19 protein-coding genes are annotated in these 20,488 nt (G+C 69.9%); 4 read left to right on the forward strand and 15 right to left on the reverse strand.

Annotated elements, in window-relative coordinates; translation table 11 throughout:
* Window positions 1-18: 18 nt before the first annotated feature.
* On the forward strand, window positions 19-3,381 hold the full coding sequence (locus BJ958_RS12635) for a beta strand repeat-containing protein (RefSeq protein ID WP_246319507.1): 3,363 nt from the start codon (window positions 19-21) through the stop codon (window positions 3,379-3,381).
* A 69-nt stretch (window positions 3,382-3,450) separates the two neighbouring features.
* Here BJ958_RS12635 and BJ958_RS12640 read toward each other — a convergent pair whose 3' ends face one another.
* Window positions 3,451-4,056 carry a hypothetical protein gene (locus BJ958_RS12640; RefSeq protein ID WP_179727149.1) on the reverse strand — a complete coding sequence of 202 codons (606 nt, stop codon included), beginning with the start codon at window positions 4,054-4,056 and terminating at the stop codon, window positions 3,451-3,453.
* A gap of 114 nt (window positions 4,057-4,170) precedes the next feature.
* Here BJ958_RS12640 and BJ958_RS12645 point away from each other — a divergent pair, with 114 nt between their 5' ends.
* The gene (locus tag BJ958_RS12645) at window positions 4,171-4,614 is read left to right on the forward strand and encodes a hypothetical protein (RefSeq protein ID WP_179727150.1); all 444 of its coding nucleotides are present in this window, start codon (window positions 4,171-4,173) and stop codon (window positions 4,612-4,614) included.
* Window positions 4,614-5,822, forward strand: coding sequence for a hypothetical protein (locus BJ958_RS12650; protein ID WP_179727151.1), 1,209 nt, complete (start codon window positions 4,614-4,616; stop codon window positions 5,820-5,822). The genes BJ958_RS12645 and BJ958_RS12650 overlap by 1 nt, the downstream gene beginning before the upstream one ends.
* Window positions 5,823-5,906: 84 nt before the next feature.
* Here BJ958_RS12650 and BJ958_RS12655 read toward each other — a convergent pair whose 3' ends face one another.
* From BJ958_RS12655 to BJ958_RS12690, 8 genes are all read right to left on the reverse strand, one after another.
* Window positions 5,907-8,600 (reverse strand): hypothetical protein, encoded by a 2,694-nt coding sequence (locus tag BJ958_RS12655; protein ID WP_179727152.1) that lies wholly within the window; start codon window positions 8,598-8,600, stop codon window positions 5,907-5,909.
* 108 nt (window positions 8,601-8,708) lie between these two features.
* Window positions 8,709-9,161: a pilus assembly protein TadG-related protein gene (locus tag BJ958_RS12660; RefSeq protein ID WP_179727153.1), complete on the reverse strand. Its 453-nt coding sequence runs from the start codon at window positions 9,159-9,161 to the stop codon at window positions 8,709-8,711.
* Window positions 9,158-9,607, reverse strand: coding sequence for a hypothetical protein (locus BJ958_RS12665; protein ID WP_343052664.1), 450 nt, complete (start codon window positions 9,605-9,607; stop codon window positions 9,158-9,160). The genes BJ958_RS12660 and BJ958_RS12665 overlap by 4 nt, the downstream gene beginning before the upstream one ends.
* Window positions 9,604-10,011 (reverse strand): TadE/TadG family type IV pilus assembly protein, encoded by a 408-nt coding sequence (locus BJ958_RS12670; protein WP_179727154.1) that lies wholly within the window; start codon window positions 10,009-10,011, stop codon window positions 9,604-9,606. Before BJ958_RS12670 ends, BJ958_RS12665 begins: the two co-directional genes overlap by 4 nt.
* The gene (locus BJ958_RS12675) at window positions 10,008-10,157 is read right to left on the reverse strand and encodes a hypothetical protein (protein WP_179727155.1); all 150 of its coding nucleotides are present in this window, start codon (window positions 10,155-10,157) and stop codon (window positions 10,008-10,010) included. Before BJ958_RS12675 ends, BJ958_RS12670 begins: the two co-directional genes overlap by 4 nt.
* A gap of 28 nt (window positions 10,158-10,185) precedes the next feature.
* Window positions 10,186-11,115 carry a type II secretion system F family protein gene (locus BJ958_RS12680; RefSeq protein ID WP_179727156.1) on the reverse strand — a complete coding sequence of 310 codons (930 nt, stop codon included), beginning with the start codon at window positions 11,113-11,115 and terminating at the stop codon, window positions 10,186-10,188.
* Entirely contained in the window at window positions 11,112-11,963 is an 852-nt protein-coding gene (locus BJ958_RS12685) for a type II secretion system F family protein (RefSeq protein ID WP_179727157.1), read from the reverse strand. Before BJ958_RS12685 ends, BJ958_RS12680 begins: the two co-directional genes overlap by 4 nt.
* A gap of 3 nt (window positions 11,964-11,966) precedes the next feature.
* Window positions 11,967-12,767, reverse strand: coding sequence for a TadA family conjugal transfer-associated ATPase (locus tag BJ958_RS12690; protein WP_343052665.1), 801 nt, complete (start codon window positions 12,765-12,767; stop codon window positions 11,967-11,969).
* Between the two features lie 617 nt (window positions 12,768-13,384).
* Here BJ958_RS12690 and BJ958_RS29310 point away from each other — a divergent pair.
* Complete coding sequence (locus BJ958_RS29310; RefSeq protein WP_179730152.1) at window positions 13,385-13,699, forward strand: endonuclease domain-containing protein; 315 nt, start codon at window positions 13,385-13,387, stop codon at window positions 13,697-13,699.
* A gap of 46 nt (window positions 13,700-13,745) precedes the next feature.
* Here the strand turns inward: BJ958_RS29310 and BJ958_RS12700 are convergent, their stop codons facing one another.
* The 6 genes from BJ958_RS12700 to BJ958_RS12725 form a co-directional block, all read right to left on the reverse strand.
* Window positions 13,746-14,615, reverse strand: a complete 870-nt coding sequence (locus BJ958_RS12700) for a restriction endonuclease (protein ID WP_179727158.1) — start codon at window positions 14,613-14,615, stop codon at window positions 13,746-13,748.
* An 84-nt stretch (window positions 14,616-14,699) separates the two neighbouring features.
* On the reverse strand, window positions 14,700-15,230 hold the full coding sequence (locus BJ958_RS12705) for a hypothetical protein (RefSeq protein ID WP_179727159.1): 531 nt from the start codon (window positions 15,228-15,230) through the stop codon (window positions 14,700-14,702).
* Between the two features lie 15 nt (window positions 15,231-15,245).
* Window positions 15,246-15,974 carry a hypothetical protein gene (locus tag BJ958_RS12710; protein ID WP_179727160.1) on the reverse strand — a complete coding sequence of 243 codons (729 nt, stop codon included), beginning with the start codon at window positions 15,972-15,974 and terminating at the stop codon, window positions 15,246-15,248.
* A gap of 128 nt (window positions 15,975-16,102) precedes the next feature.
* Complete coding sequence (locus BJ958_RS12715) at window positions 16,103-16,762, reverse strand: DUF6262 family protein (protein ID WP_179727161.1); 660 nt, start codon at window positions 16,760-16,762, stop codon at window positions 16,103-16,105.
* Window positions 16,759-19,278, reverse strand: coding sequence for a tyrosine-type recombinase/integrase (locus tag BJ958_RS12720; RefSeq protein WP_218865732.1), 2,520 nt, complete (start codon window positions 19,276-19,278; stop codon window positions 16,759-16,761). The genes BJ958_RS12715 and BJ958_RS12720 overlap by 4 nt, the downstream gene beginning before the upstream one ends.
* Entirely contained in the window at window positions 19,275-20,456 is a 1,182-nt protein-coding gene (locus BJ958_RS12725; protein ID WP_179727162.1) for a tyrosine-type recombinase/integrase, read from the reverse strand. The genes BJ958_RS12720 and BJ958_RS12725 overlap by 4 nt, the downstream gene beginning before the upstream one ends.
* Between the last annotated feature and the right edge of the window lie 32 nt (window positions 20,457-20,488).

Below are 20,488 nucleotides of genomic sequence, written 5' to 3' on the forward strand. Positions count from 1 at the left end.
GGAACCTCTGTGCGGCGCATGATCGCGGCCCTCGCGGCCACCACCGTGGGACTCGGGCTCCCCGTCGTCCTGGCCTCGTCGGCCTCGGCCGACATCACGGCCCCGGCCCAGAACGCCGTCCTGCGTGGCACCGTCACGCTGTCCGCGAGCGGGGCGACCGACTCCGGCACGGCCTGCGTCGGCGCCAGCTCTCCCTACACGCAGCTCCAGCTGCGGGTGCCGGGCGGTGCCGAGGTGTTCACCAACACCCAGAACGGCACCGGCGCCAAGAGCGTCCAGGTCGACACGCACGCCTACCCCAACGGTGCGTACGTCGCGCGGGCGATCGAGCGGAACCGGTCGGGCTTCCTGTACTGCCCGACGTCGGACAAGACGACCGACCGCTCGGTGACGATCGACAACGTCACCGCGCTGTCCTACACCGGTGCCACCGCGGGTGCGCAGAACACCTCGGTGACGGTCTCGGCCAAGCTGACCGACCCCAACCTGGCCACGTCGGTCCTGCCGAGCCGCGTGGTCACCTTCTCCCTGTCGGGGGGCACCTCGGTCAACGGCACCACCGACGCCAACGGTGTCGCCACCGCGACGCTGCCGGTGGCCGGTCCGCCGCGGACCGCGAGCCTGACCGCCTCCTTCGCCCAGACCGCCTACTACAAGGGCTCCACGGCGCAGGTGTCGTTCGACGTCCAGAAGAACGCGTCGACGACCACGGTCGTGCAGCCCACCCCGGTCGTCCACGGTGAGGCCGCCTCGTTCACCGCCCAGGTCGCGGCGACCAACGGCACCAGCACCCCGACCGGGACCGTGCAGTTCACCATCGACGGCGACGACTTCGGCGCGCCGGTGCCGATCACGGGCGGAGCGGCGTCCTCCGGGTCGACCTCCTCGCTCAGCACCGGCAACCACACGATCGGCGCCCGCTACAGCGGTGACGCCAACGTGGCGGCCAGCACCGCGGCCACCAAGCAGCTGACCGTGGGCAAGGCACCGACGAGCACGGTGCTCACCAGCACCGGCTCGCCGACGGTCAGCGGGCAGGCGGTCACGTTCACCGCGACGGTCGGCGTGGTCTCCCCCGGCGCCGGGGACCCGGCCGGCGGTGTCCAGTTCAACGTCGACGGCGAGCCCTACGGCACCGCCGTCGCGCTGAGCGGCGACCACGCGGACCTCAGCATCAGCAACCTGGCACCCGGCAACCACACCGTGCAGGCGACGTACAACGGCAACGGCGACTTCGCCACCAGCACCTCGGCCGAGCTGACCCACGGCGTCGACCGCGCCGACACAGCGGTGAGCGTGAGCACGTCGAACCCCGACGCGGTCGCGGGCGAGCCCCTCACCTTCACCGCCGACGTCGACGTCGTCGGGCCCGGCGCGGGCGACCCGAGCGGCAACGTGCAGTTCTTCGCCGACGGCGACCCGATCGGATCGCCGGTCCCCCTCACCGGCGGCAGTGCCGTGTCGGCGCCGGTGAAGCTGGACGCGGGCGACCACCTGATCACCGCGAACTACGAGGGCGACACCCGCTTCGCAGGGGCCACCTCCACGCTCGACCAGGAGGTCGCCGCGGCCCACACCTCGACCGAGGTCGTGGTCTCCCCCAGCCCGTCGGTCTTCGGCCAGTCGGTCACCGTCACGGCGACCGTCACCCCGGTGGCGCCGGCCACCGGTGAGCCGGGCGGCGGCGTCCAGTTCACGATCGACGGCCAGCCCGGTGCGTTCGTGACGCTGGAGGACGGCACCGCGTCGATCTCCACGAGCTCGCTCTCCCGGGGCACCCACCAGGTGACGGCGACCTACTTCAGCTCCGACCCGAACTTCGTCACCAGCACCTCGCCGGCCGTGAACCACACGGTCAACAAGGCGGCCACGAGGACCACCGTCACCACCAACGCCCCGGTCGCGGTCTTCGGCCAGCCGGTGACGTTGACGGCCACCGTCGGCGCGCTCGCGCCGGGCGCCGGCTCGCCCTCGGGCACCGTCACCTTCACCGACGGGGACGCCGTCCTCGGCTCGGCCCCGGTCGGCTCGGCCACCGGCGGCATCGCGTCGATCACCGTCGACTCGCTCTCCGTCGGCCAGCACGCCGTCGTCGCGACGTACGACGGCGACGACAGCTTCACGGGCAGCAACGGCTCGGTCGCGCAGAAGGTCCAGCGGGCCCAGACCTCGACCGTCGTCTCGTCGACGGCCAACCCGTCCCCGCCCGGGGCCGCGGTCCGCTTCACCGCGACCGTGAGCCCGGTGGCGCCGGGCGCCGGCGTCCCGTCCGGATCGGTGCAGTTCAAGGTCAACGGAGCCGCCCTCGGCGCCCCGGTGACCCTCGTCGACGGCGCCGCCACCAGCCCCGACTTCGCCAACCTGTCGCCGGGCACCTACCGGATCTCGGCGGTCTACAGCGGTGAGCCGCGGTTCGTCGCCAGCACCGGACTGCTCGACCAGGGCAACGGCCAGAGCGTCGTCAAGGCCGGCACCGCCACCGAGCTGAGCTCCGACGACGCCGAGGCCGACGCCGGCCAGACGGTGACCTTCACCGCCACCGTCCGTGCGGTCGCTCCGGCCACCGGCAAGCCGACCGGCGTGGTGCAGTTCTGGGACGGCACCACCCTGCTCGGCGCGACCAGCCTGACGCCGGCCGCTGCGGCGAACACCAGCACCGCCACGTTCGCCACGGCCACGCTGGCACCCGGCACCCACGAGGTCCGGGCGTCGTACGGCGGCAGCGTGACCTTCGAGGGCTCCACCGAGTCGACCTCGCAGGTGATCGGTGCCGGCGTGACGGTGGTCGGCATCGCGTCCAGCGCCAACCCCTCGTCGTACGGCGACCGGGTGACGCTGAGCGCGATCGTGTCCGACAGCGCGCCGGCCCCCGGCAAGCCGACCGGCACGGTGACCTTCCGCTCCGGCAACAACGTCCTCGGCACGGCGACCCTGGCCACCGTGGACGGGCAGCAGGTGGCGACGCTCGACGTCGACGGCCTGGCCGCCGGCACCTACGCCCTGACGGCGACCTACTCGGGTGACGCCAGCCGGGCCGGTGCCACCTCGCCGGAGCTGAGCCAGGTCGTGCAGCGCGCAGCCACCCACCTCGACGACCTCAAGGTGATCAACTCGCAGCTGTTCACGGTCCGCGAGGTCACGGCCACGCTGCGCGGCCCGCGCAACGAGCCGCTCGCCGGGCAGACGCTGGTGTTCTCGACCAACACCACGGTGTCGGCCGGGTACCTCGAGATCTGCCGCGCGGTGACCGACGCCAACGGGTACGCCAAGTGCAAGGTGCCGCCGGCGATCCCGGCGTACGTCAACGCCGACGGCTTCACCGTGACCTTCGCCGGCAACGCCAACTACCAGCCGGCCACCGACCACGGCGGCGGCCGCTGACCCGGCGGTAGCACGAACAGCGAGGGGCGCGTCCACACCGGACGCGCCCCTCGTTGCCTGCTGGGAGGCCTACGCGCCCTTGATGTCGACCGAGGCCAGCATCTGCTCGATCATCTGGTCGCCGTCGGCAAGCCCGGCCGGGACCCGGAACTGGAGCAGGAAGAGTTGGTCTCCGACCACGGCACCGACGACGTAGTGGTGGATGTCGTCGTTGCGCCCGTCGAGGACGAAGCAGTCCACCCCGTCCACGACCCGGTTCTCGACCCGCTTGGGCGCCGCCGGCTCCGTGGACAACGTCCGCTCGAAGGACTCGGCCTTGTCGTCGGTGTCTCGCCCCGGCAGGTTCGGGGCGTCCTGCACGGTGACGTTCAGAGTTCCGCCCGTGTCCGGGTGGAGGGACGCGACCACGATCACCGCAGTCTCGGTCACTGACCAACCGGGCGAGTCGGTCAGCCGCATGCTCACGGTGGCGACGCTGAGCTCCTTGCCCGTCGCCGGCTCCACCGACGGCGTCTCCGGAGCGGTCGAGGTCGTCTCCGACGTGCCGGCCGTCGTTTCGGCCGCGCTCGAGGCGGGCGTCCCCTTCCCGGAACCTGGGTCGTCGTCCGTGCACGCCGTCAGGCCGAGAACCAACACGACTGCCGGCATCAGCCGCAGCGCCCGAGAGATGGTCACCACTGCGCTCCTGTCACGATGAGGGGCCCCAGTCTGACATCACCGTTTGGGCGGTTCCACGGTTGGGTAGCCGTCCGGGCACGACCATCCTCGGGACCACGAAGGACCACGCCCATGCTTCCCGATGCACCTGCTTCCACGCCGATCTTCGCCCCTGTGTTCACGGTGCCCATCCTCACGGGACTCCAGGGCGCCGTGCTGTTCGTCCTCAAGAAGGAGGTCCAGGCGGTCTACGACCTCCTCGACCAGCAGATCAAGGCGCTCCAGGAGCTCGACTTCCCCGACAAGGGGGCGGTACCAGCCGGGTCGTACGGGCAGGGCCACGAGTCGTGGGTCATCGCGACGGAGCACAAGCGCGCCCACGGCGTCATCGTCGACTCCCTCGTCGAGATGCGCAGCGACCTCGGTGCCTTCCAGAGTGCGATCCTCGCGGCGCAGGCGGTGATCGGTGAGACCGACGAGCAGGCCGAGGCCGACCTCCAGAAGGCCCTGGCCCGCACCCAGGGTCTCGATCTCGGCGTGAACACCGACAACGACGACGACGGGGTGACCTACTGATGGGCAAGCAGCATCTCAACGACCTGAAGCACCGCCGGCAGGGCATGTCCAGCGACGCGATCAGCACCGCGCAGACCTCCTGGCAGCTGACCGCGGACTCACTGGTCCTGATCCACGAGGCGCTCGACGGAGCCGCCACGGCGATGCCCACGACGAACATCGGCGGTGAGGCGATCCTCGAGCAGGCGAGAACGGCCTTCCAGGAGGCGGCCAAGAGGGTCGGCGAGCGGCAGAGCCAGATCTCGGGCGTCGCCACCGCCCTCGCCGCCGCCTACCCCGCGATGACCGCGGCGGAGAAGGCTGCCGACGGCGCCCCGACCGTGACTCCCCTCGACCCCGGCCCGGCGCCCGGCACCGGCGCCACGACGGAGGAGCTGAACGACTGGGCGGCCAAGAACGAGACCTACAAGACCGACACCAAGACGGTCAACGACGCTGACGAGGACGCCCGGCAGAAGGTCGAGACGCTCCTCAAGGAGTACGCCACCACCGTCACCGCGCTCAAGGAGATCAAGGGCGAGCCCAAGGTCCCGGTCGGGGACGGCGGTGGCGACCCCGGACCGGTCGGCCCGCGCTACCAGCCGCCGCCGCGCTCCACCCCGGTCGGCACCTGGATCGGCACGGGCAAGCCCGACCACCCCGATGTCCACGTCCCGCACGACCCGGGCCACACCGGCGGACCGCACGACCCCGGCCACACCGGCGGACCGCACGACCCCGGCTACCCGGGCTACCCCGGTGGACCGCACGACCCCGGCTATCCCGGCCACCCCGGTGGCCCGGGCGGCCATGGCGGTCCGGGTGGTTCCGGCGGCGACCACGGTGTCGGGCCTGCCGTCCTCGGCGGCGCGGCAGCCGGCGTCTTCGGCGCCCCGGGCCTGGTTCGCGGCATCCGCGGCCTGGTTGCAGGTCGCGGCCTGAGCGGCAGCAGCGTCGGGGCGATCGGCTCGAGCTCACGCACGGGCGGGCCCGGCTCGTTGGGCCGCACCGGATCCGGTACGCCGGGCAGCCCGGTCGCGCGTGGCGGCGGTCGGGGCGGCGCCGCAGGGCGAGGGGGCGCCGGTGGCCGCGGCAGCGGCGCGGCGGGCGCGGCCGGTGGCCGTGGCCGGCGCCGCGACGGCGAGAAGGAGGGGCGCGACCGCGACCTCTTCGACGACGGCGAGGAGTGGATCGACGACGAGGGCGCCGCTCCCGGCGTCCTCGACTGACCGGCTCCCCGCAGCAACGACGACGCCCCGGCCGCGATTCGCGGCCGGGGCGTCGTGCTGTCCGGACAGGTCCGGGGCGAAGCCTCAGGTGCAGTTGGCGGTGTGCTTGGCCTGCGCCGCGGCGAGGTTCGCGTCGGCGGTGCCGAGCTCGGCGCGGGCGGTCGCCACCGCGGACCGTGCCTTCCTCAGCTTGACCTTGAGCTGGGCGACCTTCGTCCGCATGTCGAGCTGCTTGGCTGCCTTCTTCTTGGCCTTGAGCCTGCTGACCTTGGCCTCGGCCGCGACCAGGGCTGCGGTCGCGCCGGCCTGCGCGACCGTTGCCGAGGTGAGCGCGGTGCTGGCCACGCCGCACGCCGGGGACTGCGCCGAGGTGAGGACGGTGACCGGTGCGGAGAGCGCCGACCCGTCGAGATAGCCGGTGCGCTTCGCGGTGACCTTGACGCTCAGCTGCTGACCGGCCGCCTCGGGCGGGACGACGAGGAACACGCCCGTGCCGATGGGCTGTGCCGATCCGGAGCGGAACCACTGGACGACGAAGCCGGAGGAGTCGGCCGGCCAGGGGTTCCAGACACCGACGTTGGCGCCCACGAGGTCACCCACCTTCGGCAGGCCCGACGCGGGGTTCACGAGGACCTTCGGCGGCGCGACGTTCTGCACCGCCGTGGTGCCCGCGGCCTCGACCACGACCTTCGCGGACTCGAGCGCGGCGTCGGCGTAGCCGGCCTTCTTCGCCGTCACCTCGACGCTGAGCTGCTTGCCGGTCGTGCCGGCCGGGACGACCAGCTCCTTGGTCGTGGCGCCGGCCAGCGGCGACCCGTCGACCAGCCAGCGGTAGCTGAAGGAGTCGGGGCCGGCAGGCCACACGCCGTCGTACGCGACGACCGTGGCGCCCGGCATCGGGGTGCCGTAGACCTTCGGCGCGACCGCTGGCTGCAGCGTGCCCTTCGCGACGACGTCGCTCGGCTCGGACGTCGCCTGGCCGGACGTGTGGCCGGCCTTGGTCGCGACCGCCTCGACCGTGAGGGTCTTACCGGCGGCCGCGGGCGGCACGACGACGTAGTTGCCGGTGGCGAAGGACGTCGCCTCACCCGTGATGGACCAGGTCAGCGTGACGCTGTCCGGCTCCGCGCTCCACACGCCCGGGTGCGCACCGACCAGCTGGCCGACCTTCGGGTTCGGCGTGATCGCCGGCGGGACGAGGTTCTCCAGCGCCGGGCTCGCGCCGGCCGCCAGGACCGGGCCCTGGGGCGCGGAGACGGCGTACCCGTCGGCGTTGCCGGCCTTGGTGGCCTTGACCGCGATGGCGAGCATCTCGCCCTCGGCGTCGGCCGGGACCACGAGGCTGGGTCCGGTGTGGATGGGGTCGGGCGAACCGGAGCGGTACCAGGCGACGGTCCTGGCGGCGTCGCTCGGGTTCCAGGTGCCGGTGTCGGCGGTGACCGTCTCGCCGACCTTCAAGGTGCCCTCGATCGAGGGCGCGACGGTGTTCTGGACCGGGTTGGCGCCCTGGGCCGTGACCGTCACCGGGGCGGAGGTGGCGACCGCGTCGTCGTACGCCGCCTTGGTGGCCGTGACCTCCACGGTCAGCTTCTTGCCGGCCGCGGCCGCCGGGACGGTGAGCGTCTTGCCGATGCCGACCGGGCTGGCCGTACCCTCCACGAACCAGCGGTAGGTGGTGGTGTCGGGCGCCGGGAACCAGGAGCCGGGCCAGGCCTCGACCTTGTTGCCGACCACGGGGGAGCCGAAGATCGCCGGCTCCTCGACGTTCTGCAGCGTGCCGTCGCCGACGACGTCCGACGGGGCGGAGGTGACGACCGCATCGGCGCGGCCCTCCTTGTGGGCGGTGGCCCTCACGGTGAGCGTCTCGCCCAGCGCGGCCGCCGGGACCACGATGGTCAAGCCGGTGCCGATCGGGTTCGCGGAGCCGGAGCGGAACCACTCGACGTCGACCGAGTCGGCCTGCGGGTCCCAGGCGCCGGGGTGGGCGACGGCGAGCGCGCCGACGGTCGGGTGCTCGCTGATCGCGGGCTTCGCGACGTTCCTGACCGGCCCGGTGCCGGGCGCGTGAGCGGTGACCGGGTCGGAGGTCGCGACACCGTCCTTCCAGTGGTCCGCCTTGAGCGTGACCTCGACGGTCAGCTTCTTGCCGTCGGCGGCCGCGGGGACGACGAGCTCCTTGCCGGTGCCGATCGGGGCGGCGGTGCCCTCCTGGAACCAGCGGTACGTGTAGCTCGTCGCCTCGACCGACCAGGCGCCCTCCCAGACGACCACGGTGCTGCCGGTCTCCGGGGTGCCGAAGATGGCCGGCTTGGCGTAGTTGGCCGGTGTGCCGGGCAGCACCGCGGCGCTCGGCTCCGAGGCCACGGTGGTCGGGGCGTAGCCGGCCTTGGCGGCGGTGGCCTTGACCGTCAGGGTCTGGCCGAGTGCCTCGACCGGGACGACGATCACCGCGCCGGTGCCGATCGGCTCGCTCGAGCCGGAGCGGTACCAGGTCAGCGTCACCGAGTCGGGGGTCGGCGACCACACGCCGGGGTGGGCGAGCGCGAGCTGGCCCACGGTCGGGCCGTCGTCGGGCGCGTCCGGGTCGTCGTAGATCGACGGCGGGGCCAGGTTCCGGACGGGCGCGGGATCAGCGGCCTGCGCGGCGGGCGAGGCTGCGGCGGACAGGGCCACCAGGCCCAGCAGCGCCACCGCTGCGGCCAGCAGCACCGAGATCAGCTGCCGGTGCACCGGCACGGCCGGACGGCTGCGTGCCGCCCCCAGGAAATGCGGACGCATCAAATCGACTCCCCATAAGTCGTCACGTGCCCGAGGGCACAGGATTCGCGCAGAGTACCGACGGTCCCGGCACTCTGGTGGCGGTTCAACGAATCCGGCCGCCGCAGGTCACTCGGGGCCCGCCTCCGGGTCGACCACCGCCGAGCCGACCGCGCGTACGGTCGGCTGCTCGGGCGCGCCGGGCAGGTGGAGCGGCAGGTCGACGGGAGCGACCAGCTCGACGACCAACCGGTCTCCGTCGACCCGCACGGTCGCCTGCAGCCCCGGGTGGTCGAGCGCGGCGCCGCTGGCACGCAGGTAGGACCGGACCGCGGCCTCGGCCTCGGCGCGCGAGATCGCGAGGTCGCCGGTGGCCAGCCCGCCGGCGTACGCGTCGGCGCCCTGGGCACCGAGGTCGGCACCCTGCAACGCGGCGCCGTCGGCCAGCGCGTCGAGACGCTGGCGGGCGAGGTAGGCGGCACTCGCGTCGACCACGACCGCGACCAGCAGCAGCACGATCGCGGCGAAGGCCAGGACGAGCGGCGTGGAGCTGCCGCGCCGGCTCCCGGTCGACCACCTCATCGCCCGGTGACCTCCTGGTAGCGGCCGATCGGGACCGTCTCCCGGGCGTCGAGCGCGAACCTCGGGCGGCCGAGCCCGAACACGTCGGGCAGCAGCGGCAGGTCGACCGCGGAGGCGACGCGCACGGTGATGACGGAGGTGCCGCTGTGGCAGGCGCGGGGGTACGGCGAGCAGGTGACCGTGACGTCGAGGGGAACACCGCGCAGCCCCTGGTCGGCGAGCGCCTGCTCCGCGACCGCGCGGGCCCGCTGCAGCCCGGCCGCGTCGTCGGGCGCGAGCGCGTACGCCCGGGCGGCGGCACGTGCGGCGCCGCTGACCCCGAACGAGCCGCGCTGCACCTCGAACACCGAGAGCACCACCCACAGCAGCGGCAGCAGGAGCAGCAGGCCGAGCCACACCATCTCGACCAGGCCGCTCCCCCGCTCGTCGCTCCCGTCACCGCTCACCGTGGGTCCTCCTCGATCGCCCGGCCGGTGACGGTCATCGCGACCGCCGGCCCGCCGATGCCGAGCGCGGGCACCTCGGCGCGCACCACGATCTCGATGCCGGGGGCACCGTCGACCAGGACCCGGTGCACCTCGACGTCCTCGGCGTACCTGCCCGCCAGGGCATCCGCGATCTGCGCCCGGGTCCGCGCCACCCCGTCCCCGGGCTCGCGGTCGACGGTCGCCGCCAGTCGCGCGCCCTCGGACGCGGCAGCAGCCAGGGTCGCGCGGACGTGGAGCACGAGCGCGACCTGGACCAGGCCGAGCACGAGCGGGACGAGGAGCAGCGAGACCAGGGTGAAGTCGACCAGTGCCGAACCGCGCTCGGCGCGGTCCGTGCACCCCGTCCGCCGGCGGCGGCTCACCGCACCGAGTTGAGCGCCGACTGCAGGATCCCGACCAGCTGGGGCTGGGCGATGCCCCACAGGGCCACGCCGATGGAGATGGTCATGATCGTGATCAGCACCCAGCCCGGCACGTCGCCTCGCTGGTCGTGATGCCTCTTGTGCACGGTGGTTCCTTCCCGAGATGGCGTGGATTCAGTAGCTGAGGGACAGGCCGATCAGGCCGGGCCAGAACGCGAACAGCACGGTCGTCGGGAGGACGAGGAAGACCACCGGGACCATCATCGCGATCTCCTTGCGCGAGGCCTGCTCGATCAGCTCGCGGCGGCCGGCCTCGCGGACGTCGGCGGCCTGCGCGTGGAGCACGTCGGCCAGCGGCGTGCCGCGCTCGATCGCGACCGCGATGCCGTGGGCGAAGCGGGCGATGACGGACAGGCCGGTGGTCGCGGCCAGGCGGTCGAAGGCGTCGGCGACGGGCTCGCCGGTGCGGATCCGGGCGAGCAGGTCGCCGAGCTCGCGGGACAGCTCGCCGCCGCTGCGGCGCACGACCCGGTCGAGTGCTCCCACGGGACTCTCGCCCGCGGCGACGCTCAGCGCGAGCAGCTCGGCGACGGTCGGGAACTCCGCGAGCATCAGTGCCTCCCGCCTGCGCACCTGGCTGCTCAGCCGGTTGTCGCGCAGCAGCACGCCGCAGGCGAACGCGCCGACGCAGGCCAGCAACAGCGGGAGCGGGGCGCCGGGACGGGTCCAGGTGCGCAGCACGCCGTACCCCGCCGCGACGGCGAACCCGCTCAGCCCCCACTGCACCTGCTGCACGCGGAACTCGTGGAGCGTGAGCGCCGACCCGGACCGGGCGAGCCGGCGCCGGACGGAGGGCGCGCCGCCGACCACGCGTTCGACGCCGTCGGCAGCGCGACGCAGCAGCGGGCCGAGCAGGAGCGTCAGGGTCGTGGGTGCGCCCGTCGAGGCCGTGGTCGTACGCCGGGCGGGGGTGAGGTCGCGGACGTAGGGCAGCACCCGGTCCTCGAGCCGGGGACGGCGGATCGCGACGGCGCGCGAGGCGACGAGGGCCAGGCCGAGGGCGGCGACCAGACCGAGCACGGCGCCGGTGACGGCGGGGCTCACCGGAGGATCCGCCGCTCGGCGGGAAGGCGGCCCAGCCGCATCATCAGCCGGTAGGCGACCACGCAGGTCGCCGCGCCGACGGCGAGCACGAGCGCGCCGGCCGCCGACTGGTAGCGCTCGATCACCGTCGGCTGGGTCGACATCACCAGCAGCACGATCCACGGCGCCGCGACCGCCACCCGGGCACCGTTGACGGCCCACGCCTGGCGGGCCTCGAGCTCGGCGCGGGTGCGCAGGTCGTCGCGCAGGTAGCCGGAGAGGTTGCGCAGCAGTCGGCCGAGCTCGCCGCCGCCGACCTCCCGCGCGATCCGCAGGCCCTCCACGACGCGGTCGCCGACCGGGTCGGCGAGCCGGTCCTTGAGCCGGTCGAGGCACTCGCCGAACCGGCCCGACACCTGGTAGTCGAGGGCGAACGCGTCGAAGGCGGGCCGCAACGCGTCGGGCCCGCGGACCGCGAGCGCGGCGACCGCGTCGGGCAGCGACATCCCCGCACGCACGGCGGAGGCCAGGTCGTCGACCGCCTCCGGCCAGACCTGTGCGAACTCGCGCCGTCGACGTCGTACGCGACCGGCGACGACGGCCCACGGCAGGTACGCCGCCCCCGCCCCCAGCACCACGGCGATCGGCGCGGTGCGGGTGAGGCCGAGGACGACGACGAAGCCGGCGACGCCCGTGCCGACGGACAGCAGGGCCAGCGAGCCCGGCGCCACCTCGCGCAGCCCGGCCTCGGCCAGCAGCCGTCGCACCCGCCCGTCGGAGCGGGGCGCGCGCTCCGCGCGCGGCCACCGGAACGCGGCCCACACCAGCAGGCAGCCGAGCCCGAACCCCAGCCCGACCAGCGCACCCACGGCTCAGCCCGCCTCTCGGTCCGCCTCGTGGAGCAGCCCGACGACGTCGATCCCGAGCCGCTCGAACTGCTCGAGCCGCGGCGGCAGCCCGATCCCGCGCCGCAGCGCCCCCTCGCGCCAGTCGAACACCGGCTCGGTCTCGATCACGTCGCCCTCCATCCGGCCGGGGACGGCGACGATCTCGCTCACGCGTCGGGCGCCGTGCGGGTCGAGCGCGACGTGGACGACCAGGTCGACCGAGGCCGCGACGGTCGGGACCACGAAACGAGCCGAGATGTTCTCCCCGGCCAGGAGCGGCAGGGTGCAGGCCTTGGTCAGCGCCTCGCGCGCGCTGTTGGCGTGGAGCGTGCACATGCCGGGCAGCCCGGCGTTGAGGGCCAGCAGCAGGTCGAGGCACTCCTCGGAGCGCACCTCCCCCACGATCAGGCGACTCGGTCGCATGCGCAGAGACTCCTTGACCAGGTCGCGCAGCCGCACCTCGCCCGTCCCCTCGAGCCCCTCCTGCCGGGTCTGCATCGCGACCCAGTCGGGGTGCGGGAACCGGATCTCGAAGACCTCCTCGGCCGAGACCACCCGCTCCCCGCCGGGGATCGCGGCGGCCAGGCAGTTCAACATCGTGGTCTTGCCGGCCTGCGTGCCGCCGGTGACGAGGATGTTGAGGCCGGCCCGGACCGACGCCTCCAGGAAACGAGCCGCATGGGGCGTCAGGGTCCCGAGCTGGACCAGCTCGTCGAGGCGGGTCGCGCGAACCACGAACTTCCTGATGTTGACCGCCGAGAAGCCGCGGGAGATGCCCTGCAGCACGACGTGCAGCCGGTGCCAGTTGATTATCTAACCCCCGACCCCGGATCTGCGCTTACGGCGCTCTCGCCGGTCGTCAATCACTGTCCAGCACAGGGCTCGCCGCTGCCCGTTTCGGCGTAGCCCTCACCGAGCAACATGCCCAGGTGATCGACCCATACCCGCGCGCGGCCAACCTGGCTGAGCTGCCAGCCGATCGGCGGTTCGGAATCGCACTCGCGATCGTGCGCTTCGACGGTGACAGTCGTCGGGTCTTCACCACACACTGCCCGCAAGGGCCTCCTCTCATCGCATTGGCCGACGGCGCAGTCGTCGGAACGGACGGCAGGTATCACCTCTCTCGTCGCGATCGGATCGACTGCCGTGGGCTGCCAGGCCGAAGGCGACGCAGAGGCTCAGGCCTCGTCCATGAACAGACTGTCAGCTACTGGAGCGACGGGGATCGCTACACGATCCAAACGCCACATGGCGGTGATCCCGACCTGTATGGCCATCGGGACGTTCGCTGGATGGTCGACGTTGCAGAACCGGGCGTCGTCGATCCTGCCCGGGTGGCGCCCAACACGAGGTGTCCGCTCGATCGGGAGCACTGGCCGGGCTTTTTGGGCGGAAGCGACAAGATGTCCGCAACCCGTCGGTTGCTCGTTGATGCGCTTGGCCCCACGTGCCACTGCTGCGGCGAGCGCTACCCGTACGCAATCGACCACGATCATGAAACGGGCATCGTCCGGGGCTATCTGTGTCGCGACTGCAATGCCCGCATCGAACGCTGCGTCCACCTCAGCGGGTGTCGATTCGCGGAGTACCTCAACAGCCCGCCAGCAGAGCCACTCGGCCTCAGGCACCCCAAGCCGGTTCAGCGACGAGATCGGGCAAGCGCCACGGCAGTGGCTGCTCAGGCTCGCACCCTGGTGTCCCAGATAGTCGAGGGGTAGGTGCGACATTCGGTCGTTCGTACTCGACTGCGCGCCCGAGGCCTGTCTACTCGGGTGCGTACCGCGGGACCAAGTAGGCGCCTGCCAGTTCGGCCGCAGTCAGGACCTGCGTGAACTCCAGACAGATGCGGCCTTCGAGTGCCAGGGTCTCAGCAAGCCCAAATCGCATGTCGGAGTCCGTAGCCAGGCGGGTCAGGAGCCGCAGCATTGGCTGTTCGATACCGCGAACAACCCACTCCAGACCGTGTTGACTCAGGGTCTCCTGAAACATCACGGCATGACGGTGCGCGTCGAACAGAACGAATGTCCATCCATCGCCAGCCGTCTCCTTGCCGCGATGGATGAGTTCGTCCGGCACGCGGTACCACGAACCGTCGGGTCGGCCGTCGGACACATGCATCAAGGCCCAGAACGGCTGGCCCATGGCGTTCTCGGACGGCAGGATCAGCGGTCGTATCCGAGCCGCAACTACCTCTCCGAAGGTCGGCAGGCTCGCTCCATCGAGATGTTCGATGCCGTGCTGATCGAGGTACTGCAGGGCACTAGGTTGAAACCCGCTGACTGAGATGAAGACGCCGACGGTGTTTGACATGTGCCGCAACTTGCCCTCGAAGGCGATCGCTTCGTCGCGCTCGGTCTTGCGGGCGGTGTCCTTGCACTCCACCACGACCCGGTGAATGAGGTTGCCCACGTTGAACTCGAAGAGGACATCGATTTGGTAGGTGGCTCCGATGTTGTCAGTGACTCGCGCGTTGCGGCGTACCGACACTGCGCCCGCTTGCGCCGATAGCAGGCTCTCGTACATGTAGCTGACGTAGCTCTCAAGGAACTCTCCTGGCGCAACGCGTTCCCCGCGAGCCTTCTTGTGGCGGGTGTACTTCTGTCGCAATCGTTCGAGGTGGTCGCTGTTCCTCATGGTTGTCCTCCACCCGGGCGCATCGGATCGCTGTCTGTTCCGCAGCGAGGCGTGATCAGGCGACTTGGCGCCGCCCGGTACGGCTCAGATCGAGAACAGGCCCGCGGGGTCGCCGTCCGACTCCTCGTTGAGATCAACCAGTTCCCAGACCGCGCCGGGCCGATCCATCCGAACGATGCGGCCGCTGACCCGCTCGACGAGTACCTGCCCGCGGATCCCCGATTCGCCGATGCGGGCGATCCCAAGCCCGACGAGTCCCGGGCTGTCGGTACTCGACTCGACCTCGCCAGTGAGTTTCCAGTCATCGCTCGAGCGACCCCAGATGTCCGCGTACCGCGGTCGCAGCATCCGCTCGGGAAGGTGGAGCCCCGAGGCGTGCCTGGGCCCGCGCTCCCGCACCCGCCCGTTCACAGTCGTAACAGAGCCGTCCGATGAGTCGATGAACTTGACGCCGTCGCTGCGCTCGACTCGCCACATCGTGCGGTATGCCCAGAAGCGGTGTTCAAGTCCGCGGGGATGCTCGTCCGTGATCTCCAAGATTAGGCCGTCTGCGTACAGGAAGTCCGCGCCCAGCATCGGGCCGATGACGTCAGCCAGCGACGGTGCTTCTTGCATGATCTGACCAGCCGCTCACTTGAACTTGCAGGACACGGTCTTGTAGCAGGTGGCGCGGTCCGACTGAGCCTTCGGACTACCCGGGTAGGTCACGCCGCCGACAATCAGCGAGGTGTCGTAGGCCTCCCAGTACACCTTCCAGTCCGTCTGGTAAGGGAGGACGTCGTAGCCGTCGCCGTAGCGGTCCTCATACTCCTCGCAGCTGTAGACGCCAGTGCTGCAACCGTGAACATCCGGGTAGGTGAAAATCCGGTCGTCGGAGGCAAGAGTCTTGTGGTGCATGATCTTCGTACGCCACGTGATTCGCGCCGGCTTCGCCGAGCTGTAGGTCATCCACACGTTGGCGCTGTGGTTGTGTAGCGCGACGTTGAACGTGAACTTGATGGTTCCGAGGATCTGATCGCCATTGCCGTAGTACCACGTGGTGGTCTTGTTCGCGTGGTACTGATCGACGATCGTGCGGGCGCCAACGGTTCGAGAACCCGCTCGGATCTTGCCCTTGGGGCGAGCGTCCGCGACCTTCGTCTTCACTTCCTTGCCAGCGCCGTCGTACGAGTACGCGACACCGTCCGCGCAGCTCCAGAGGCCGTCGATGGAATCTTCGGCATACGCGACGCAGGGGTCCGAATCGGCCTTTGCCTTGGCCGCAACGACCTGAGTCGGAGAAGCGTGAACTGGGGGCGTCGCGGCTAGCGTGCCGACCAGCGTGACAGCGACGAGCGCAGCGATCTTCCTAGCCTTCATGAGAACCCTCCCGAGGTTGCCCGATCAACGTGAGGTGACTCTAAACCAGACACTCGACGGATTGTCGAGAGTCGCTCGGCTGCGAGTTGAAGGAACACGCGCCGATCTGAGGTCGGTGCGGATCGGTATCAGCTGCGTTGCGTCACGCGATCGGGTCTGAATGCCCGCGTCGTCTTGGGGGAGACAGCCCCATCTTGAGCGGGGTCGGAATTCACCTCGTGTTTCTGGGAGTACTGAGCCATGTCCTCTGCGTGTGCCTGGCGCGATGCGGTCAGGTCTGATTTGAGGATCTCGTTGATGCGTCGAAGGTCGATGATCGTGCGGTTCAGACGTGCGTTCTCGGCGACCAAGCGATCACATGACAGTCGCAGTTCGGCGTGCTCTTCGGGGTCGACCGACGTGGCGGAACTGAGTTGGTCGCCGAGCCATCGTCGGCGCATCTGTTCGAGTTCGTTGATGCGCTCCTGCTGATTCTCGATGACGGCCTTCTGGCGATTCACCTTGGTCATGAGCGTGTTGCGGTCGGCTCGCAGCCCTAGTTCGACGTCTGGCTGCTGTCGGGGTACCTGACGTTGACGGGGTGCGCGGGTCGCCTCCTGGACGGTTTGGTACAGGTCCTGGTGGGAGTAGATGAACTGGCGCGATACCCCGGCTCGGGTGGCGACCGCCGACACCGTGATCGCGCCGCCGCTGGTCAGCATCTCAGCGACCGCCTGGGCGACCGACTCGCGCTTGCGCTGAGACTCCTGGGCCCGGTGCTCGCGGAGGGCTTCCACTGCCGTCGTCATGCTCGTTCTCCGTCGGTGAACACTGCTCTGAGGTTGATCAGTCGTGGCATGGTTGCGAGCCGTCGAACCTCGGCGAGTCGGTGGAGCGCTCCCTCGATCGTCTGGCGTTCTGCTGCGGGGAGCCCGGCGACGTACGCGTCGATGCCATCGATGATCGTCGTGCAGTCCTTGATGCGGGCTTCGTAGTGGTCGAGCAGGTGTTGCTGAGCGTTGATTGCGCGTGCCCGTTCCAGTTGGACCTTGATCGCTTGCCTCTTGGCTGACATCCCGTCGCGTTCGAGCGGGTCGACTAGGAAGAAGGGGCAGGATTCGCAGGCGTGGTTGACCATGCAGCCGTGCCCATGGGCCGCAATGTTCTGCGGTTCGGTGCAGTGGCCCAGGGTGACGGCGACCTTGGTGAAGGTGTCGCGTTCACGGTCGACAGGGACGGCTTGGCCATGAAGATTGAGTCGCCGGGGTGGCACAGCCTGAAGGGCCTGCTTGCGGCGCTTTGCCGACACCTCGTAGTAGGCCATCGTGGTGTTGAAGTTCTTGTGTCCCATGTAGTCCTGGAGGACGTCTGGCGGGGTAGTGGGACGTCCCTCGGCGTCGGTCGCATCAGCGAACCTTTGGGCGAATGCGTGCCGAAACGAGTAGGGATCGATCGAGTCCAGGTCGAAGTAGATGAGGTTCCCTTCGACTCCTTCGACGGGGTCGGTGAGCGGGGCCTCGGCCTGGATGGCCGCGATGAGTTCGTCGAGGCGATCGCCTAGATACGGGTAGGCCCAGTGCTTGTCGAGCGTTGTGCCGCGCCGGGCTGGGAAGAGCCACTTCGACTCGACTCCGTGCTCGCGTTTGATGGCTTGCCACTGACGGATGACGTCGTGGGTCTCCTGGTGAATCGGAAGTCGCTTGCCTGGTGCGTACGGCGGCTTCCCGGCAACCCATTCGAGGTACGGCGCACCGTCGTTGTCGTAGGAGATGCAGTCGTCCACCAAGCGGATGGTCTCGCCCGTTCGGCGTCCGCATCGCTCGTGGAGGTAGATCATCGCGCGAGCCTCGGCGGTCCAGTAAGGGTCGCGTCGATCAAGAAGGTGGAGGTGATTCATGACGTGCTCGATCACCGGTTGCGGGACGAACCGGTAGGGCTCGTCGACATTTCTGACGTTCCGCGGCTTATGTGCGCCGTTGGGCCGATGTCGAGCGGGATCGACGACGAAGCGCGCTGGAATCTGCCACCACGTCGTCTTGAAGTCCTCGTGTCGTCGCCCGAACTCAAGGAGCACGCGCACCGCTCGAATCATGGCGTGTTGGTACTGCTCGTGGTCCCAACGTTCGCGAATCGCGGTGACGATCGCGTCTATGTCTTGCGCGCCCAGTGCCTGAAGAGGAGTGCCCCGCACGGTGAGAGTTCGGGAAGCGAGGACCCACGCCGTTCGCATCTGAATGGCGAGTTCGTAGCCGCGTGGGGCCTCGGCCAGCCAGGCGTGGATGGCGTCGATGATCCAGTCCTGCTCGATGCTGCGAAGGTCGAGGACGGCGTTCGGGCCAACGGTCCTCTGCGTCTTTCGCAACTCGACGTCGCGCAGGTAGATCAGCCGCCGGTCTCGGTCGTCGGTGCCGGACCACTGCCGGTGGGCGGTGTCGACGTGTCGTTGCCACTCGTCCATCAACGGCGCCAGGTACCTCTCGACCTTCCGTCCGAAAGACTTGGCTCCAACGACCGTGGTCGTGCCTGCTTGCCGATGATGGAGGTACGCGCCTCGAAGGTGTCGCGCTGAGAGCTGACGGCCGCCACGGTCTCGCTGCTGCACCGTGTAGAGGAACTCCCAGCGCAGCGGTTCGGGGAGCAGCATGAACGGAGTCGCGCCGATAGAGGAGTACGTGGTTCGGTTCTCCGCGTCGAACAGCGGCTCCATCTCCCTCGACAACCATTGCTCGATCGTCAGGTCGGTTGCCTGGCCGTTCCGTTTGCGCCACAACCGGAGGTTGTTGGCGTGGGTCCGGCACAGCCCACTGATGACGCTGGTGCGGACGCAGGCGCCGACGAGACATTCGGCCTTCGCGGGCAGTGGTACGGGCGATCGTTCGGCGATCCAGTCTTCGACGCGCTCGCCGCTGGTGGGCTTCTTGCGCCAGTTCTTGAATGCCTGTCCGTGTACGTTGCAAAGGCCGAACTGCTCGTGGGTCCGTGGGCAACCCGCGACCGCGCAATCCAGACAGGGCGACGTCCGCACCTTCGGTTCGACCTGAGCAAGCCATTCCTTGATCGACAGGTCGGTACCCGAGCGGCGGTGCTCCGAACGACATGCTGGGCAGGTGAGGTCATTGCTCAGAATGATCCCGCACCCTGGGCGCTGGCAGATCGTCCCGCTTGTGTGTGGGGAATCAAGGTCGGGGATGAAGAGCAGTCGGTCGTAATCGAACTCGCCCGGTCGCCACTCTCGATCGATGCGCTCCTTCAGGAACGACTCCCAGGACACCTCGCGGTCCGGGACACGGTCTCTCAGCAGGTCCGAAGCCAACGACAGGGTCACGGCACGTCCCCCAACTGGATGCTGCGTGGACGGATGGCGGCAAGCGACTGCTTCTTGGCGCTTTCGAGATCGTGGGAGTAGACGCGGGTCGAAGAGATGCTGCGGTGCCCCAGGATCACCTGCACGACGTCAAGCGGTTGTGGGTCGCAGTCGATGCCGCGAATCAGCCGAGTCGCCAACGTGTGACGGAGCATGTGCGGCCCGGTGAGGTCGAACTCGATGGCCTTGCCGACTCGGTCGATCAGTTTGCGGATGCCCGAGTACGTCATCGCCTGACCGCGGCGCGGCCCCGGCGTGTAGAGATTCACGAGCATGTGCGGCGACCCATCGTCGTCTCCGAGGATCCGCTGGCGTTCGAGGACGTAGTCGATGTACCGCTCAACAAGGTGCTCGGAAACCGGCAGGTCGCGGACGCATCCCTTCGACCGAGCCCGATTCTCGACTGGGTTGTCGAGTTTGACGTGGAAGTGGGGATCGAGCTGTCGGCAGCCCAACGCGATCGAGCCGCCACCGAAATGGCCATCTCGGGTGAACAGGGACAACGCCTCTCCAGCGCGGATTCCCGTGAAGTAGAGGAGGTCGATGACGAAGCGGTCCCGCGCGTTGAGTTCGAGTGCCTCAAGTCGATCCCTCGCCTCGGCATCGTCGATCCACTCGGGGTCGGTGTAGATCTGTGACCGTTCGGTCGGACGCAGTTCTTCGACCAGGACCCGGCGGCGATTGCCGTGCTCGCCGCCCGCCGCGGTACCGGGAGCGAAGTACTTGATCTCCGTCATCCGAGCCACGACGTCGGTCGTCAGGAGCCCCTGGGCATCGGCCCACTCGTAGAACGAACGGACCGCCACCATCCACAGCGCGACCGTGCTCGGCTTGCGGAGGATCTCCTCACCGTTGGTCTTGCGGACCGGAGAGGTCGTCACGGTCCGACGCCACATCGCCAGATGCGAGAGACCGACTGCGCGCCAATCGGTCGTCTGCGCGGTCCACGACAGGTACCAAGCGAGTCGTGACCCGTAGTCCTTGACGGTGTTGGGTGACCGGCCGATGTCCTGGAGATAGGCGAGCCAGTCGGTGCTCGGACGGTGCAGGTGGTCCGCCTCGTCGACCATCACGACCCGGGTCGATCGCCCGTCCGCAAGGACTGCCTCGTCGACTCGGAACCTCGCGGGTGCCAGCACGTCCTCAAGTTATTGACGAGGGTCAGCGAAGA

Origin of the sequence: Nocardioides kongjuensis (assembly GCF_013409625.1) — a bacterium.
Classification (GTDB): Bacteria; Actinomycetota; Actinomycetes; order Propionibacteriales; family Nocardioidaceae; genus Nocardioides; species Nocardioides kongjuensis.

Excerpts from the sequence above, each read along its gene's own strand:
- BJ958_RS12660 (WP_179727153.1), bottom strand. The coding sequence starts at position 9,161 with ATGAGGTGGTCGACCGGGAGCCGGCGCGGCAGCTCCACGCCGCTCGTC.
- BJ958_RS12710 (WP_179727160.1), bottom strand. The coding sequence starts at position 15,974 with ATGAAGGCTAGGAAGATCGCTGCGCTCGTCGCTGTCACGCTGGTCGGC.
- BJ958_RS12635 (WP_246319507.1), top strand. The coding sequence starts at position 19 with ATGATCGCGGCCCTCGCGGCCACCACCGTGGGACTCGGGCTCCCCGTC.
- BJ958_RS12650 (WP_179727151.1), top strand. The coding sequence starts at position 4,614 with ATGGGCAAGCAGCATCTCAACGACCTGAAGCACCGCCGGCAGGGCATG.
- BJ958_RS12705 (WP_179727159.1), bottom strand. The coding sequence starts at position 15,230 with ATGCAAGAAGCACCGTCGCTGGCTGACGTCATCGGCCCGATGCTGGGC.
- BJ958_RS29310 (WP_179730152.1), top strand. The coding sequence starts at position 13,385 with ATGTCCGCAACCCGTCGGTTGCTCGTTGATGCGCTTGGCCCCACGTGC.
- BJ958_RS12715 (WP_179727161.1), bottom strand. The coding sequence starts at position 16,762 with ATGACGACGGCAGTGGAAGCCCTCCGCGAGCACCGGGCCCAGGAGTCT.
- BJ958_RS12655 (WP_179727152.1), bottom strand. The coding sequence starts at position 8,600 with ATGCGTCCGCATTTCCTGGGGGCGGCACGCAGCCGTCCGGCCGTGCCG.
- BJ958_RS12645 (WP_179727150.1), top strand. The coding sequence starts at position 4,171 with ATGCTTCCCGATGCACCTGCTTCCACGCCGATCTTCGCCCCTGTGTTC.
- BJ958_RS12700 (WP_179727158.1), bottom strand. The coding sequence starts at position 14,615 with ATGAGGAACAGCGACCACCTCGAACGATTGCGACAGAAGTACACCCGC.